The organism is Candidatus Dormiibacterota bacterium (assembly GCA_036495095.1).
Taxonomy (GTDB): Bacteria; Chloroflexota; Dormibacteria; order Aeolococcales; family Aeolococcaceae; genus CF-96.
The window spans coordinates 16,846-31,012 of the sequence record DASXNK010000058.1 but is presented as its reverse complement, the minus strand read 5'-3'; the positions used below and the strand labels follow the sequence as shown (position 1 = coordinate 31,012).

The following is a 14,167-nucleotide window of genomic DNA, read 5'->3' as shown; positions in this document are numbered from 1 at the left end:
ATGCCGGGCTCGGGGCGGCGCCGCGCGGTCCGGGCGGTGCTCGCGATCGCCGCCGCGGTCGGCGGACCGGTGGCGCTCACCGGCCCGCTGCTGTCGATCTCCAGCCGCCCCCGCGAGTACGTGTTCGTCTACCTCGCGTACGTCGCGGTCATCGGCGTGCTCGGAGGGCTCTGGCCGGCGCTGCTCGCCGCGGGGGCCGGCTTCCTGCTCGCGGACTACTACTTCGTCCCGCCGGTCCGCACCCTGACCCTGTTCGACGAGTTCGACCTCGTCAACCTCACCATGCTCGCCGGGACCGCCCTCCTGGTCGGCGGCCTGGTCTCGCGCCGGCGCCGGGCGCAGCGGCGCGCGGTGGCGCTGGCCGGGGAGCTCAGCCTCGCCAACGCGGAGCTGGTGCGGCGCAACCGCGACCAGGAGGAGGCGGCGCGGGTGGCGCTGGAGCTGGAGCGCACCCAGCGCCAGGTGCACATCCTCGAGGAGACCGACCGCGCCCGGCAGGACCTGCTCGCCAACGTGTCCCACGAGCTGCGCACCCCGCTGGCCAGCATCCTCACCGGCAGCACCGCGCTGCTCGGCCGCGCCGACCTGGCGCCGGCGCGCGACGAGCTCGCCTCCATCGCCGCCGAGGCACGGCGGCTGGGCCGGCTGGTCGGCGACATGCTCGACATGGCGCGGATCGAGGGGGGCGCGCTCGACCTCCAGCGCGAGCCCACCGACGCCGCCGAGGCGGTGCAGGCGGCGGTCGACCGCCTCCACCGGCACAGCCCGGGGCGGCCGGTCGCCTGGGACGGGGAGGGCGCCGCCGGGGTGCGGGTCCTCGCCGACTGGGACCGGCTGGCGCAGATCCTCGACAACCTCCTCGGCAACGCCGACCGCCTGGCGCCGCCGGGGACGCCGCTGACCGTCGACGTCGGCGCCGGCGGCGGCGCGGTGGTGATCGGCGTCGCCGACCACGGCCCGGGGGTGCCGGCCGAGCACCGCGAGCGCATCTTCGACCGCTTCGTCCGCGGCGACGGCGCCGCCCCCGGCACCGGGTTGGGGCTGGCCATCGTCCGGGGCCTGGTGGAGGCGCAGGGGGGCCGGGTCTGGTTCGAGGACGCACCCGGTGGCGGGGCCCGGTTCGCCTTCAGCCTCCCGGTGCCGGGGTAGTCCGGGGCGGGAGCGGCGCGGGCGTTCCGAAGCGGTAGCCCTCGCGGTCGACGGTGACGATGAGCCGCGGCTCGGCGGGGTCGGCCTCGAGCTTGAGGCGCAGCCGCTGGACGAAGGTGCGCAGGTAGTTCCGCTCGCCCGCGTACTCAGGCCCCCAGACCCGGCGCAGCAGGCTGCGGTGGTCGACGACGCGGCCGGCGTGGCGCGCCAGCTCCACGATCAGCGCCCGCTCGGTGGGCGTGAGGCGCACCTCGGCGCCGGCGCGGACGACGGTGCGTGCTCCGAGGTCGACGGTGACGTCGCCGGCGTGGACGAGCCGCGACGGCTCCGCGGGCGGGCGGGCGCGCCGGAGCACGGCGCGCAGCCGCGCCAGCAGCTCCTCGGACCCGAACGGCTTGGCCAGGTAGTCGTCGGCGCCGAGGTCGAGGGCGCGCACCTTGTCGCGCTCCTCGCCGCGGGCGCTGATGACGATCACCGGCGGGATGCCGCGGCCCTCCAGATCGGTGAGGATGTGCCAGCCGTCGACCAGGGGGAGGCCGATGTCGAGCAGCACCGCGTCGAAGAGGCGGGTGCGCAGCTCGCGGCCGGCGGCGAGGCCGTCGCCGACGGCGACCACGGCGTAGCCGGCCCCCTCGGCGGCGGAGACGAGCATGCCGCGGAGGGCGCGGTCGTCCTCGACCACGAGGATGCGCAGCGGCTCCACGGCGGGCGCGGTGTCCATGGCCGCATTGTCGGACGCCGCCGGGGCGGCGATCGCGACGAACGCCAGATCGCGCACGGTTCCGCCCGCTCGTCCGTCATATCAGAGGTCGCGGGTTGATGCCGCGGGGAAGGGAGGGGACGCCGGATGCGCGGAGCACGGGCACTGAGCGTTGCGATCGCGACGCTGACGCTGGCGCTGGCCGTGTGCGGGTGTGGCGCGCCGGTGGCCGTCACCAGCCCCTCGCTCGCCGCCGCCGCGCCCCCGGCCGACGTGTTCCAGGCCGCGTGCCCGGTCGCCAGCCCCGGTCAGGCCCGCTGCCTGGCGCTCTTCAGCACCCAGGCCGAGCCGCTGGCCAAGAAGAAGAAGCCGAAGGCCAGTCCGACGCCGAAGCCGAGCCGGACACCCAGGCCGAGCCCGACCGCGAAGCCGAGCCGGACGCCGAAGCCGTCGCCGTCCGCGACCGCGACCCCGAGCCCGACCGCCTCCCCCAGCCCCGCGCCCACCGCGTCGCCGGTGACCACGCCGGCGCCGATGCCCGCCACCGACCCGGCGCCGCAGGTGCCCGGCCTCCACCCGTTCGACCTCCACTCCGCCTACGGCCTGCCCGCCGGCGGATCCGGCGGACGCACCGTCGCCGTGGTCGACGCCATGGACGACCCCAACGCCGAGGCCGACCTGGCGGTCTACCGCTCCACCTTCGGCCTGCCCGCGTGCACCACCGCCAACGGCTGCTTCCACAAGATCGCCGGCACCGGCGGCACCGCCTATCCGCCGCCGGACGCCGGCTGGTCGAAGGAGGTCTCGGTCGACCTCGACATGATCTCGGCGGCCTGCCCCGACTGCCACATCCTGCTGGTCGAGGCGGCGACGCCCGACCTGCCGGTGCTCGCCGCCGCCGAGGACACCGCCGCCGCCTGGCCGGGGGTGGTGGCGATCAGCAACAGCTTCGGCGTCGGCGAGCAGTCCGCCGAGCTGGGCTGGGACGCGCACTTCCACCACCCCGGCATCGCGATCGTCGCCGCCTCGGGCGACAGCGGCTTCGGCACCGTCTACCCGGCGACGTCGCCGTACGTCACCGCCGTGGGCGGCACCACCCTGCAGCGGGCATCGAGCTCGCGCGGCTGGAGCGAGACCGCGTGGTCGGGGTCGGGAAGCGGCTGCAGCGCCTACGAGCCCAAGCCCGCCTGGCAGCACGACCCCGGCTGCTCGAACCGCACCACCGCCGACGTCGCCGCGGTCGCCGACCCGGCCACCGGGGTGAGCGTGTACGACACCTACCAGTCGAGCGGCTGGTCGGTCGCGGGCGGCACCAGCGCGGCCGCCCCGGTCATCGCGGGCGCCTTCGTTCTCGCCGGGAACGCGACCACCGCGGGCCCCGGCTACCCCTACGCCCACAGCGGCGGGCTGAACGACGTCACCTCGGGGACGAACACCCTCCTCTGCTTCTCCGGCTACCAGTGCGCCGCCGGCCCCGGCTACGACGGCCCCACCGGGATGGGGACGCCGAACGGCACCACGGCGTTCTAGAGATGCGCGGCTGATCTGACACGGGCGCTGCTGTGCTCGGGCATCTCCAACCGCCCCCCCGGGGAGAGGGACAATGGGACCGGGAGGTGACGGCCGTGGAGAGACTGGTGCTGGGGCGGCGTGAGAACAGCATGGTGAGGTTCCGCTGGAGCGGGAACGAACCCAAGGACCTGAACGACGTGGAGCTGGCCGAGGAGATGGGGGCGATCTGGGAGGGGGACGAGCTGGTCACCTACGACCTCCCCGCCCTGGTCTGGCAGATGGACCACCTCCACGACGAGTTCATGATCGACGAGGACTGACCACCGCCCTTGCCGGAGCCCACGCCGGCTCGCTACCGTACACATGTTCGCCTCCGCCGGCGCCCGCCCCCCCTTCCGAGGACCCATCATCGCCACCCATCCTCACCCCGCGCCCGCCGCGCCGACCGGCGCGGGCGACCCGTCCGAGCCGTTCGTCCACCTCCACACCCACACCGAGTACTCGCTGCTCGACGGCGCGGCGCGGATCGGCGAGCTGGTCGACACGGCGAAGCGGATGGGCCAGCCGGCGGTGGCGATCACCGACCACGGGGTGCTCTACGGCGCGGTCGAGTTCACCACCGCGGCGCGCAGGGCCGGGATCAAGCCGATCATCGGCTGCGAGATGTACATGGCGCCGCGGTCGCGCCACGACAAGGAGGGCAAGGCCGACCGCGATCCCAACCACCTGGTGCTGATCGCGCGCGACCTCACCGGCTACCGCAACCTGGTCCGGCTGGTGAGCCGCTCCCACCTCGAGGGCCACTACTACAAGCCGCGCATCGACAAGGAGCTGCTCGCCCAGCACGCCGAGGGGCTGATCTGCCTCAGCGCCTGCATCGGCGGTGAGCTGCCCCAGGCGATCCTCCGCGGCGACATGGACGCCGCCGAGTCGGTGGCCCGGCAGCACATGGAGATCTTCGGCCCGGACAACTACCTGCTCGAGCTCCAGGACCACGGCATCCCCGAGGAGGTGGAGATCCGCGCCGGGCTGGTGGAGATGGCGCGGCGCACCGGGCTGCCGCTTGTCTGCACCAACGACTCCCACTACGTCCGGGCCGAGGACGCCGAGGCCCACGACATCCTCCTCTGCCTCCAGACCGGCGCCCGGCGGCAGGAGGAGAAGCGCTTCCGCTTCCACGGGCCCCAGTTCTACATGGCCGGCGGCGCCGAGATGACGCAGCGCTTCGCCGCCTACAGCGAGGCGGCGTCGAACACCCTGGCGGTGGCGGCGCGCTGCAGCCTCGAGCTGCCCATGGGCAGGACCCTGCTGCCCCGCTACTCGCCCATCCCCGAGGGCCTCGACGCCGACTCCTACCTGCGCGAGCTCTGCGAGCAGGGCCTGCGCGAGCGCTATCCCGAGCCCACCCGCGAGGCCCGCGAGCGGCTCGCCATGGAGCTCGACGTCATCCGCGAGACCGGCTTCGCCGCCTACTTCCTCATCGTCTGGGACTTCATCCGCGCCGCCCGCTGCGACGGCGTCAAGGTGGGGCCGGGCCGGGGCAGCGCGGCCGGCTCGCTGGTCGCCTACGTACTGCGCATCACCAACATCTGCCCGCTGAGGTACGGGCTGATCTTCGAGCGCTTCCTCAACCGCGAGCGGGTGTCGATGCCCGACATCGACATCGACTTCGACGACCGCCGCCGTGACCGCGTCATCGAGTACGTGCAGGAGAAGTACGGGCGCGACCGGGTCGCCCAGATCATCACCTTCGGCACGATGGCGGCCCGCGCCGCCATCCGCGACGTCGGCCGCGTCCTCGACGTACCGCTCGCCGACGTCGACCGCCTCGCCAAGCTGGTGCCCGCGCAGATCGGCATCACCCTGGAGAAGGCCCTCGAGAACCGCGAGCTGCGCGAGGTGTACGACAACGAGCCCTGGGCGAAGTCGATCATCGACAACGCCCGGCGCCTCGAGGGCATCTGCCGCAACGCCAGCACCCACGCCGCCGGGGTGGTGATCGCCCCCGAGCCGCTGGAGAACATCGTCCCGCTGCAGCGATCCACCAACGATCGCGACGCCATGGTCACCCAGTTCGACATGAACGGGGTGCAGACCATCGGCCTGCTGAAGATGGACTTCCTCGGCCTCACCAACCTCAGCGTCATCGAGTCGGCGGTCGAGAACATCAGGCACACGACCGGCATCGAGCTCGACATCGACACCCTGCCCCTCGACGATCCGGCGACGTACGCCCTGCTGGGGAGGGCCGACACCCTCGGGGTCTTCCAGCTGGAGGCGGTGGGCGGGAAGAAGATCCTGCTCGACATGCAGCCGCAGACCCTCGACGACATCAGCGCCGCATCGGCGCTGAACCGGCCGGGCCCGATCGAGGGCGGCCTCATCGACCTGTACATGAAGCGCAAGCGCGGCGAGGAGCCGGTCGAGTACGTGCTTCCCGAGCTCGAGCCGATCCTGTCCAGCACGTACGGCGTGATCGTGTACCAGGACCAGGTGATGAAGATCGCCTCCGCCGTGGCCGGCTTCACCCTCGGCGAGGCCGACATCCTCCGCGCCGCGATGGGCAAGAAGGACAAGGCGAAGATGGCGCTGCAGCGGGAGAAGTTCCTCGCGGGCGCAGCCGGTCGCGGTGTCGACGCGCGCAGGGCCGAGGAGCTCTTCGACCTGATGGCGTACTTCGCGGGGTACGGGTTCAACGCCGCGCACAGCTTCAGCTACGCGCTCATCTCGTACCAGACCGCCTACCTGAAGGCGAATCATCCGCTCGAGTACATGACCGCCCTGCTCAACAGCAAGGCGGGCGACTTCGACAAGCTCAAGCAGGCCATCCTCGACTCCCATGCGCGGGGACTGGTGGTGCGTCCCCCGGACATCAACCGCAGCGGCACCGGGTTCGTGGTCGGCGAGACCGACAAGCGCGAGATCCTCTACGGGCTCTCCCACATCAAGAACGTCGGCGAGAAGGTGGTCGAGACCCTGCTCGTCGCCCGCGACGAGGGCGGGCCGTTCACCTCGCTGCTCGACCTCTGCCTCCGCGCCGGCGGACGCGACCTCAACCGGCGGGTGCTCGAGGCGCTGGTGCGCAGCGGCGCCTGCGACAGCCTCGGCGACCGCGCCACCCTGCTCGCCGTCATCGACCGTGCCATGGACCGCGCCGCGCAGGTGCGGCGCGAGCGCGAGCAGGGGCAGACCTCGCTGTTCGGCATGCCCTCCGATGGCGACGGCGGCGGTGACGGCCCCGCCCCGCTGCCGGTGGAGGACCTCACCCCGGTCGGGGTGGTGCCCGCCGCCGAGGAGGACCGGCTGCGCTGGGAGCGCGAGCTGCTCGGCATGTACCTCAGCGACCATCCGCTGCGGCGCATCAACGACACCCTGCGCACCCGTTGCGACACCACGATCGGCGAGCTGGGGCCGCACCTCGACGGCCTCATGGTGCAGATCGGCGGGGCGGTGCGCGAGCTGCGCACCGTGGTGCCGCGGCGCAGCTCGACCGGGCAGCGGATGGCCTTCCTTCAGATCGAGGACATGAGCGGCAGCTGCGAGGTGGTGGTGTTCGCACGCACCTTCGAGGAGTGCGCGTCGCTGCTCACCCCGGACAGCGTGGTGGTGGTGCGGGGCAAGGTGGAGGCGCAGTCGCGCGGCGACGACGACGAGCGTGGCGGCGAGCCCGAGCCCGCCAAGATCATCGCCGAGGCGGTGTTCGGGCTCGAGGACCCGCGGCTGCTCACCTGGCGGCGCAACGCCACCGTGCACCTTGCGCTCGGCGCCGCCCACGTCCCGCTGCTGGGACCATTGCGCGAGGCGCTCGAGCTGCACCGCGGGGACGCCCCGGTGGTGCTCCACGTCGAGCTTCCCGAGAAGGTCGACCAGGTCAGCCTGGCCGAGGGCTTCGGCGTCGACCCCGGTCCGCCGCTGGAGCGGGCGGTGACCGCGCTGCTCGGCGAGGGCTCCTACCGGCTGGAGCTGCGCCGGGACCGCGCCGCCCCCCGCGATCCCCGACGCGTCCGCGGCCGCAACGGCGGGGCACCTCCCCCCTGATGGGGGCGGCGGCCCTCCCTCCGGGAGCCCGGCTCACCGCGGCGGCGGCCATGCCGTTCCACCCCGATACCGTGGCGCTCGACGTCGACGGCGTCCTCGTCGACGTCGAGCCCTCCTTCCGCGAGGCGGTGCGGCACACCGTGGCCGCGCTGCAGCGGCTGATGGGCGTGGAGCGGCCGTGGACGCCCAGCCACGCCGAGATCGCGCAGCTCAAGCGGGCCGGCGGCTTCAACGACGACATCCACAGCAGCATCGCCCTCGCCGCGGTCGGCGCCGGCGGGGCGGCCGGCCGCCTCGAGGCGCTGCTCTCCGCGGTCGAGGCCGCCGGGGGCGGGCTCGCCGGGCTCCGCGCCGCGGCGCCGGAGCTGCCCCGGGTGGACGGCGGCCTCTGCGTCCGTGTCTTCGACGAGCACTACTGGGGCGCCGACCGCTTCCGCGCCGTCTTCGGCGAGGATCCGCGGCACGTCACCACCGCCGCCGGGCTGGTCGACGCCGAGCGCCCGCTGGTCGCCGCCGACCTGCCCCGGCGGCTGCGCGAGACCGCGCAGGTCGCCCGGGTGGCGCTGATCACCGGCCGCACCCCGCCCGAGCTCGAGGCGGCGCTCGAGCTGCTCGGCTGGTCGCTCGCCGACGTCGACGCGGTGGTCACCGGGGACCAGCTGCGCAAGCCCGACCCCGCCTGCCTCGAGCGGGTGCTCGACGCCTGCGGCTCGAGCGCCGCCGTGTACGCCGGGGACGTGCGCGACGACTGGGAGCTGGTGCGCCGTCACCGCGCCGAGCGTCCCGGCGGTCCTCCGGTGCGCGGCGTCATCGTCGGCGGCGAGGCCGAGGCGCTGCGCCCCCTCGGCGTCGACGTCACCCTCCGCGAGGCCGGTGACCTCGTCCCCCTGCTGCGCTGGTGGGCGGCCGCCTGACCGGACCCGGCACGGCCGGCCCGGGCGCACCCGTCCGGCCACGAGGTGCCGACCCCCGGGCTCAGCCGACGATGACGGTCTGCCCGGCGATGCTCAGCACCAGCTGGTCGAGCAGGCGGCCGGCGACGATGAGCAGGATCACGTAGACCGCGAGGGCGACGAGCGCGGGGACGTCGGCGGCGGCGCTGCGCGCGCCCACCCCGGCGAAGGGCCGCACCAGGGGTGACGACATGTCCCGGATCAGCCGCACCGCGGGATGGAAGGGGCTCACCTTCATGAAGGAGATCACCACCCGGAGCAGCACGATGATCACCAGCACGAGCAGGACGGTGTGGACCACGTCGCGCAGCGCGATGGCGAGCGAGAGCGCGAGCGATCCGCCGCGCGGCTCGATCAGGTCGACGAGGAACCCGCCCACCACCTGCAGCGCCACGATCGCGACGATCGGCGAGAAGTCGAGCCCGCCGATGCTGGGCAGCATCCGCCGGAAGGGCATCAGGATCGGATCGGTGACGGCGCTGAGGAGGCGCACCGCCGGGTGCCAGGGAGGGATCCCCGGGAACCATGAGAGCAGCACCCGGGCGAAGATCAGGATGATCTCGATCCGGACGAGGAGGGCGACGATCTGGGCGAGCTCATGCATGGTCCGCGATCCTACCCTGCGACGATGACGCGGCCGGGGCTCATGCCACCGGCTCCGCCGGCTGGGTCGACTCCGTCACCGGCCGGCCGCCGCGGACCTCGGCGTCGCCCCGGCTGCGGCGGCGGAGCAGCAGCAGCAGCGGCACCCCGACCACGAGCACGACGATGGCGGTGAGCTGCGCCTGCTTGAGGCCGAGGGCGATCACCGGCTCGCTCTCCCGCCAGCGGAAGATGACGATCTGGCTGACCGCGTACAGAGCCACGTAGGTGATCGCGAGGACGCCGTCCCTGACCCCCCGGCGCAGCAGTGCCAGCAGCACCAGGCCGATGAGGATGGTGCCGATCGCCTCGTACGCCGCCGCCGGCTGGTAGGCGGTGCAGACCACCGCGTTGGGGTCGCAGAACCTGAAGCCCTGCTGAGTCTGGAGGATGGCGTCGGGGTTGGTGTAGGCGGTCGCCCAGGGCAGGGTGCTGGGGCCCCCGAGGATGTCGCCGTTGATCAGGTTGCCGATGCGGCCGATCGGCTGCCCCACCACCCCGAAGAGCACCGCGGCGTCGGCCAGCACCCAGAAGGAGATGTGGTAGCGCCGGCCGAGCACCGCGAGGGTGGCGAAGGCGCCGAGGATGGCCCCGAAGAAGGCCATCCCCCCCTCCCAGAAGGCGAGGATGTGCTGGGGGTGGCTGAGGTAGTAGCCGAGGCCGCTCTGCACCACGTAGTAGAGGCGGGCGCCGAGCAGCCCCATGATGATCGTCCACGTGATCAGCCGGTCGATGGTCGGCCGGTCGACCCCGCGGCGGGTGAGGTAGGGGACCACCGCCACCCGGTAGCCCACGTAGAAGGCAACCGCGTACATGACGCCGTACCAGTGGATCGCCGCCGGGCCGATGTGGAAGACCGGGTCGATGCCGATGCGGATGACCGCGAGCGGGGCGCTGCTCACGGCGCCATGATGCACCGGCGCGGCGGGCTCGCGCGGAGGCCCCCAGCGGGCCGCCCGCGGTGTGGTGATCCGGTGACGGTGGCTTCACGGGCCGGACACGGCCGTACCATGGGAGCGTCATGGACGCCTCCGAGCACCGCCGGCGCCGCCTTCTCACCCTGGTCACCGGGCTGATCGCCGTGGCCGTGGTCGCGGTGGTGATGGTCGCCTCGGCGAGGGCGTCCGCCGCCGGTCCCGGCCCTCTGCCGGCCGCGGTCAGGGTGCCCGCGGTCTCCGGCCATGCCGTCTCCGCACCGCTCGCCGCCGCCGCCAACGCCGGTGACCCCGGCGCCATCGGCGCCCCCGGGACCGAGGGGAGCGACGGCACCACCGCGGGCGGCGACCCCGGCGTCGACGGCACCTCGGCCTCCGACGGCATCACCGCCCCCACCACCGACCCCAACGCCGCCGACGACCCCGAGGGTCAGTTCGGCCCCACCGACAGCTCGGGCACGGTGCTCGCCCCCAACCAGCCGGGCAGCACCGATCCGTCCCTCGGGATGACGCCCTAGGCGCGGCTAGCGGCTCGCCGCCTCCCGCGGCTCCGAGGGGCTGGGGTCCGCGTCCTCCGGCGGTGTCGCCGGCGCCGCGCGACCGCGCCGCTCCCGGCGCGACCGGCGGAGGCGCACCCGGTAGGTCACCTTGACCAGGCGCTCGCCCGCGGTGCCGCCCGGGCCCCGCCGGGTGATCACCACGTAGACGACGATCACCGCGCCGATCAGCACCAGGAAGTCGCGGAGGCCGACGTGGTGGAAGTGGGCCGCCGCCCGGATGATGCGATCGGCGCCGCTCACGATGGTGGCCACCACGCCGAAGTCGAGGATGAGGGCGAGGGCCAGCCGGCCGGCGCTCGGCACCCGGGAGATCATCCCCTCGATCTCCTCGTCCGCGCTCGGGACCCTGCGGATGGCCAGGTAGGCCCCGGCTCCCGCGGCCATCAGGAGCAGGCCGCTGGTGGCGAGGCGCTCGAAGTGGCTGAGGAAGAGCTCGACCGGGGCGCCCACCGCGACCCCGAGCCCGACCCACACCGCGACCCAGACCACCAGGGCGGGGATCGCGCCGGTGGCGAAGACCCGCACCGGCAGGCCGCTGGCGCCGGCCACCAGGGTGGCGTAGGTGCGGACCCCGGGGATCAGGCGGGTGACCGCGATCGAGCGGGCGCTGGCCTGCTGGACCCGGCGGGTGGCGCGGTCGTACGCCCTCTCGGCGTGGAGCTTCTCGGCGACGGCACGCAGCCGCTCGGCGCCGAGGGCGCGCGCCCAGCCGAAGCCGCTGAGCGACCCCGCGACCATGACGATCAGCGCCATCGGGAGAAAGATCCAGGGCGACACCGCGCCGGTCCCGATCAGCAGGCCGGCGAGCACCAGCAGCACCTCGTTCGGCGCGAAGGGCAGGGGCACCCCCACCTCGTCGAGGTAGAGGAGGGCACAGAGAAGCAGGGTGGCGACGGTGCCGTTCAGCCCGTTGAGGAAGTTCACCGGGACCTCGTGTCGTGTGCGGTGGACGGGCCGTGGCCCGCCCCAGGATACGAGCAGGGACGGGGGACGGAGGAGTGCCGAGAAGCGCGTCGGTACGCAAGATCGCCACCAACGCCACGTTGAATCGAGTGCGGAGGGGAACCGGGCACCGGTCTCCCGTGACGGATTTTTCAGGAAGGGAGCACGAACGCTCATGAGACTGTCCGGTTCCAGGTTCACCATGGGGCTCACGGCGCTGCTGATCAGCGCCGCGTCCGTGGTGTCGGCCATCGGGAGCGACGGCGCCTCGGTGCGAGCCGCCACCCCGGTGGCGTCCAACACCAGCGCCCCATACGACGTCGTCGTCCAGACCATGGACTCCTGCAGGACGCCCCTCGACGGCGCCAGGTACGTCCTCACCACCGCGACCGGCACCGCGCTCCCGACGACCGCGGTCACCTTCCCGTCGGGCACGGGCGGTCTGGTCGGGACCTGCGTGCTGCAGCAGGGCAACTGCGCCACGGTCAGCAAGGGCTGCCTGGTGTTCAAGGGCGTGCCCGCCGGCGACTACCGGCTGAAGCAGACCCAGACCCCGGCCGGCAACAACACCAACCCGGACGGCTACGCCCCCTGCAACAGCGGCAGCGCCTGCCAGTGGCAGACCGCCGACGTCACCGTCAACAACGACGGCACCGTCGCCGCCCAGGTCACCAACATGGCCCCCACCGGGAAGGCCGCGCAGTTCCCCAACGATCCCAACCACGCCAAGTACTTCTCGGCGACCGCCGCCGACCCGATCGTCTTCCACGACTTCGGCCTGGCCCATCCCGGGTACGCCCCGGCCGGCGGCGTGGCCAGCACCCCGTGCGACAGCGCCGGCGCCAGCGCCCCCGACGGGACTCCCGCTGACGCCGACGACTGGTCGACGGGCACCCCGAGCAGCTCCTGCCGCGAGACCCCGGCGAACGAGGGCAAGTGCACGAGCCCGATCGCGTTCACCCAGAACCCCGCCTGGAATGGCGTGGGCTTCCCCTGGCAGTGCGACACCAACCCCGTCGCCGTGCCGGCGCACCTGATCTCCATCTCGCTGACCCCGTCGACGTCCTCGCCGGGCGCCTTCGAGCCCTTCACCATCAGCCTGTCCAGCGGCGGCGCCGCCCAGTCGCTGACCAGCACCTACGTGGACGCCAGCAGCAACCCCCAGCCCGAGAACCTGATGACCGTGCTCGGTGGCCCCAACAGCTTCACCGTCGTGCTCGGCCATCCCGGCACCCAGACCATCAGGGCGATGAGCGGCTCCACCGTCATCGCGGTGGGCAGCGTCGTCGTCCCCGCCGGCAACGGCAGCTTCGTCGGCAACCTCTACCACGACGTCCTCGGCCGCAACGGTGACGCCGCCGGCATCACCTACTGGACCCAGAAGCTGGACGGCGGCGCCAGCCGCGCCAGCGTCGCCAACTTCTTCGTGGACTCGACCGAGGCCCACGGCCACATCGTCGACGCCGACTACCAGCTGGTGCTGGGCCGGCCCGCGGACCCCGGGGGCCGCGCCTACTGGATCGGCCGGCTGAACGCCGGAGACTACAACGAGGCCCTGCTCGGCCTCATCGGCGGCAGCACCGAGTTCTACAACGCGGCCAACCGGGGCCAGGGCAACGACACCGCCTTCGTCAATGCCCTGTACCAGGTCTTCCTCAACCGCGGCCCGAAGCAGCCCGAGACCGACTACTGGGTCCACGCCATCGCCACCGGCACCCCGCGCTCGGCGATGGGCAACAACTTCGCCTACTCCCACGAGTTCCACGGCACGGTGGCGAACGGCTGGTACTCCAAGTACCTCCACCGCACCGCCGACGCCCCCGGGCTCGCGTACTGGACCGGCAACCTCGACCACGGTCAGAGCGACGACGTGGGCGCGGTGAACCTGCTCAGCTGCGACGAGTACTTCTTCGCGAACGCCCGGTACTAGATCCTCCGCAAGGTGCGGTGGTGGCCCCGGCCGGCGTGGCCGCCGGTCACCGCCGCACCGAACGGCACGACCTCGAGGGGAGGGGGCCCACCGCGGGCCCCCTCCCTTCGCCGCGTCCGGGGTCAGCGGCCCCGCCGGTCGCCCCACAGCAGGATGTGCAGCCGCGGGGTGAGGTGGAAGCCGCGCTCGAGCGCCGGCCCGGCGAGCTCGCGCATCCGCGCCACCACCACCTCGGCGGTGGTCCCCTCGGGCATCACGAACACCGGCTCCAGGCGGTGCGCCGCGGCCACCGCCGCGACCTCGTCGAGCTCGGACGCGGTCGTGACCACGAACTTGAACACCGCCCGGCCGGTGCCGCGCAGCGCCGCGAGCGCCGCCGGGCGGATGCGCACCGCCTCGGCGATCCCCGAGTTGGCGAGCTTGGGGGAGACGTTGAAGGCGGTCACCCCCGCGGCGAGCTCCGGCGGGGGGGCGACGGTGCCGTTGGTCTCCACCTCGACCCGCCATCCCCGCTCCCCGGCTCCGGTCAGCAGGGGGAGCAGCGCCCGCGCCTGCAGCAGCGGCTCGCCGCCGGTCACCACCAGCATGTCGACGGCCATCGCCTCGACCGCGCTCAGCACCGCGGCGGTGTCGAGGCGGCGCAGCTCCCGCTCCGGGCGGAACCGGCTCCAGTCCCAGGTGTAGGGGGTGTCGCACCAGGAGCAGTCGAGGTTGCAGCCGCCCAGCCGCACGAAGGCGCAGCGGCGCCCCAGCGACGGCCCCTCGCCCTGGAGGGTCGGCCCGAAGACCTCCGCGACGGTGAGCAC

At 73.5% G+C, this 14,167-nt stretch carries 13 protein-coding genes; 7 read left to right on the top strand and 6 right to left on the bottom strand.

The features are described from left to right. Window positions 1–1,149: a HAMP domain-containing sensor histidine kinase gene (locus VGL20_06145; protein ID HEY2703253.1), complete on the top strand. Its 1,149-nt coding sequence runs from the start codon at window positions 1–3 to the stop codon at window positions 1,147–1,149. Here VGL20_06145 and VGL20_06140 read toward each other — a convergent pair. Both VGL20_06140 and VGL20_06135 read right to left on the bottom strand, forming a co-directional pair. After that, a complete protein-coding gene (locus tag VGL20_06140) occupies window positions 1,127–1,927 on the bottom strand; it encodes a response regulator transcription factor (GenBank protein ID HEY2703252.1) in 801 nt (266 codons plus the stop codon). The two genes, VGL20_06145 and VGL20_06140, sit on opposite strands and share 23 nt — an antisense overlap. 230 nt (window positions 1,928–2,157) lie before the next feature. Further along, window positions 2,158–2,394 (bottom strand): hypothetical protein, encoded by a 237-nt coding sequence (locus tag VGL20_06135; protein HEY2703251.1) that lies wholly within the window; start codon window positions 2,392–2,394, stop codon window positions 2,158–2,160. On the opposite strand from VGL20_06135, the gene VGL20_06130 reads away from it, so the two are divergent. The 4 genes from VGL20_06130 to VGL20_06115 all read left to right on the top strand — a co-directional run bounded on the left by VGL20_06130 (window position 2,384) and on the right by VGL20_06115 (window position 8,313). Further along, entirely contained in the window at window positions 2,384–3,379 is a 996-nt protein-coding gene (locus VGL20_06130) for a S8 family serine peptidase (protein HEY2703250.1), read from the top strand. The genes VGL20_06135 and VGL20_06130 overlap by 11 nt on opposite strands. A 95-nt stretch (window positions 3,380–3,474) precedes the next feature. Next, window positions 3,475–3,681 carry a hypothetical protein gene (locus tag VGL20_06125; GenBank protein HEY2703249.1) on the top strand — a complete coding sequence of 69 codons (207 nt, stop codon included), beginning with the start codon at window positions 3,475–3,477 and terminating at the stop codon, window positions 3,679–3,681. Window positions 3,682–3,724: 43 nt separating this feature from the next. Beyond that, window positions 3,725–7,399: a DNA polymerase III subunit alpha gene (locus VGL20_06120; GenBank protein ID HEY2703248.1), complete on the top strand. Its 3,675-nt coding sequence runs from the start codon at window positions 3,725–3,727 to the stop codon at window positions 7,397–7,399. Next, window positions 7,399–8,313 (top strand): HAD family hydrolase, encoded by a 915-nt coding sequence (locus VGL20_06115; protein HEY2703247.1) that lies wholly within the window; start codon window positions 7,399–7,401, stop codon window positions 8,311–8,313. Before VGL20_06120 ends, VGL20_06115 begins: the two co-directional genes overlap by 1 nt. 61 nt (window positions 8,314–8,374) lie before the next feature. Here VGL20_06115 and VGL20_06110 read toward each other — a convergent pair whose 3' ends face one another. Together VGL20_06110 and lgt are read right to left on the bottom strand one after the other, a co-directional pair. Continuing rightward, entirely contained in the window at window positions 8,375–8,956 is a 582-nt protein-coding gene (locus VGL20_06110) for a YggT family protein (GenBank protein ID HEY2703246.1), read from the bottom strand. A 40-nt stretch (window positions 8,957–8,996) separates the two neighbouring features. Then, window positions 8,997–9,896 carry a prolipoprotein diacylglyceryl transferase gene (gene lgt / locus VGL20_06105; protein HEY2703245.1) on the bottom strand — a complete coding sequence of 300 codons (900 nt, stop codon included), beginning with the start codon at window positions 9,894–9,896 and terminating at the stop codon, window positions 8,997–8,999. A gap of 119 nt (window positions 9,897–10,015) precedes the next feature. Here lgt and VGL20_06100 point away from each other — a divergent pair, with 119 nt between their 5' ends. Continuing rightward, window positions 10,016–10,447, top strand: a complete 432-nt coding sequence (locus tag VGL20_06100) for a hypothetical protein (protein ID HEY2703244.1) — start codon at window positions 10,016–10,018, stop codon at window positions 10,445–10,447. A gap of 6 nt (window positions 10,448–10,453) precedes the next feature. Here VGL20_06100 and VGL20_06095 read toward each other — a convergent pair whose 3' ends face one another. Beyond that, window positions 10,454–11,413, bottom strand: coding sequence for a DedA family protein (locus tag VGL20_06095; protein ID HEY2703243.1), 960 nt, complete (start codon window positions 11,411–11,413; stop codon window positions 10,454–10,456). Between the two features lie 193 nt (window positions 11,414–11,606). Here VGL20_06095 and VGL20_06090 point away from each other — a divergent pair, with 193 nt between their 5' ends. Then, entirely contained in the window at window positions 11,607–13,361 is a 1,755-nt protein-coding gene (locus tag VGL20_06090; GenBank protein ID HEY2703242.1) for a DUF4214 domain-containing protein, read from the top strand. 122 nt (window positions 13,362–13,483) lie between these two features. Here VGL20_06090 and VGL20_06085 read toward each other — a convergent pair whose 3' ends face one another. Continuing rightward, entirely contained in the window at window positions 13,484–14,167 is a 684-nt protein-coding gene (locus VGL20_06085; protein HEY2703241.1) for a 7-carboxy-7-deazaguanine synthase QueE, read from the bottom strand.

Excerpts from the sequence above, each read along its gene's own strand:
- VGL20_06110 (HEY2703246.1), bottom strand. The coding sequence starts at position 8,956 with ATGCATGAGCTCGCCCAGATCGTCGCCCTCCTCGTCCGGATCGAGATC.
- VGL20_06115 (HEY2703247.1), top strand. The coding sequence starts at position 7,399 with ATGGGGGCGGCGGCCCTCCCTCCGGGAGCCCGGCTCACCGCGGCGGCG.
- VGL20_06120 (HEY2703248.1), top strand. The coding sequence starts at position 3,725 with ATGTTCGCCTCCGCCGGCGCCCGCCCCCCCTTCCGAGGACCCATCATC.
- VGL20_06100 (HEY2703244.1), top strand. The coding sequence starts at position 10,016 with ATGGACGCCTCCGAGCACCGCCGGCGCCGCCTTCTCACCCTGGTCACC.
- VGL20_06145 (HEY2703253.1), top strand. The coding sequence starts at position 1 with ATGCCGGGCTCGGGGCGGCGCCGCGCGGTCCGGGCGGTGCTCGCGATC.
- VGL20_06090 (HEY2703242.1), top strand. The coding sequence starts at position 11,607 with ATGAGACTGTCCGGTTCCAGGTTCACCATGGGGCTCACGGCGCTGCTG.
- VGL20_06130 (HEY2703250.1), top strand. The coding sequence starts at position 2,384 with ATGCCCGCCACCGACCCGGCGCCGCAGGTGCCCGGCCTCCACCCGTTC.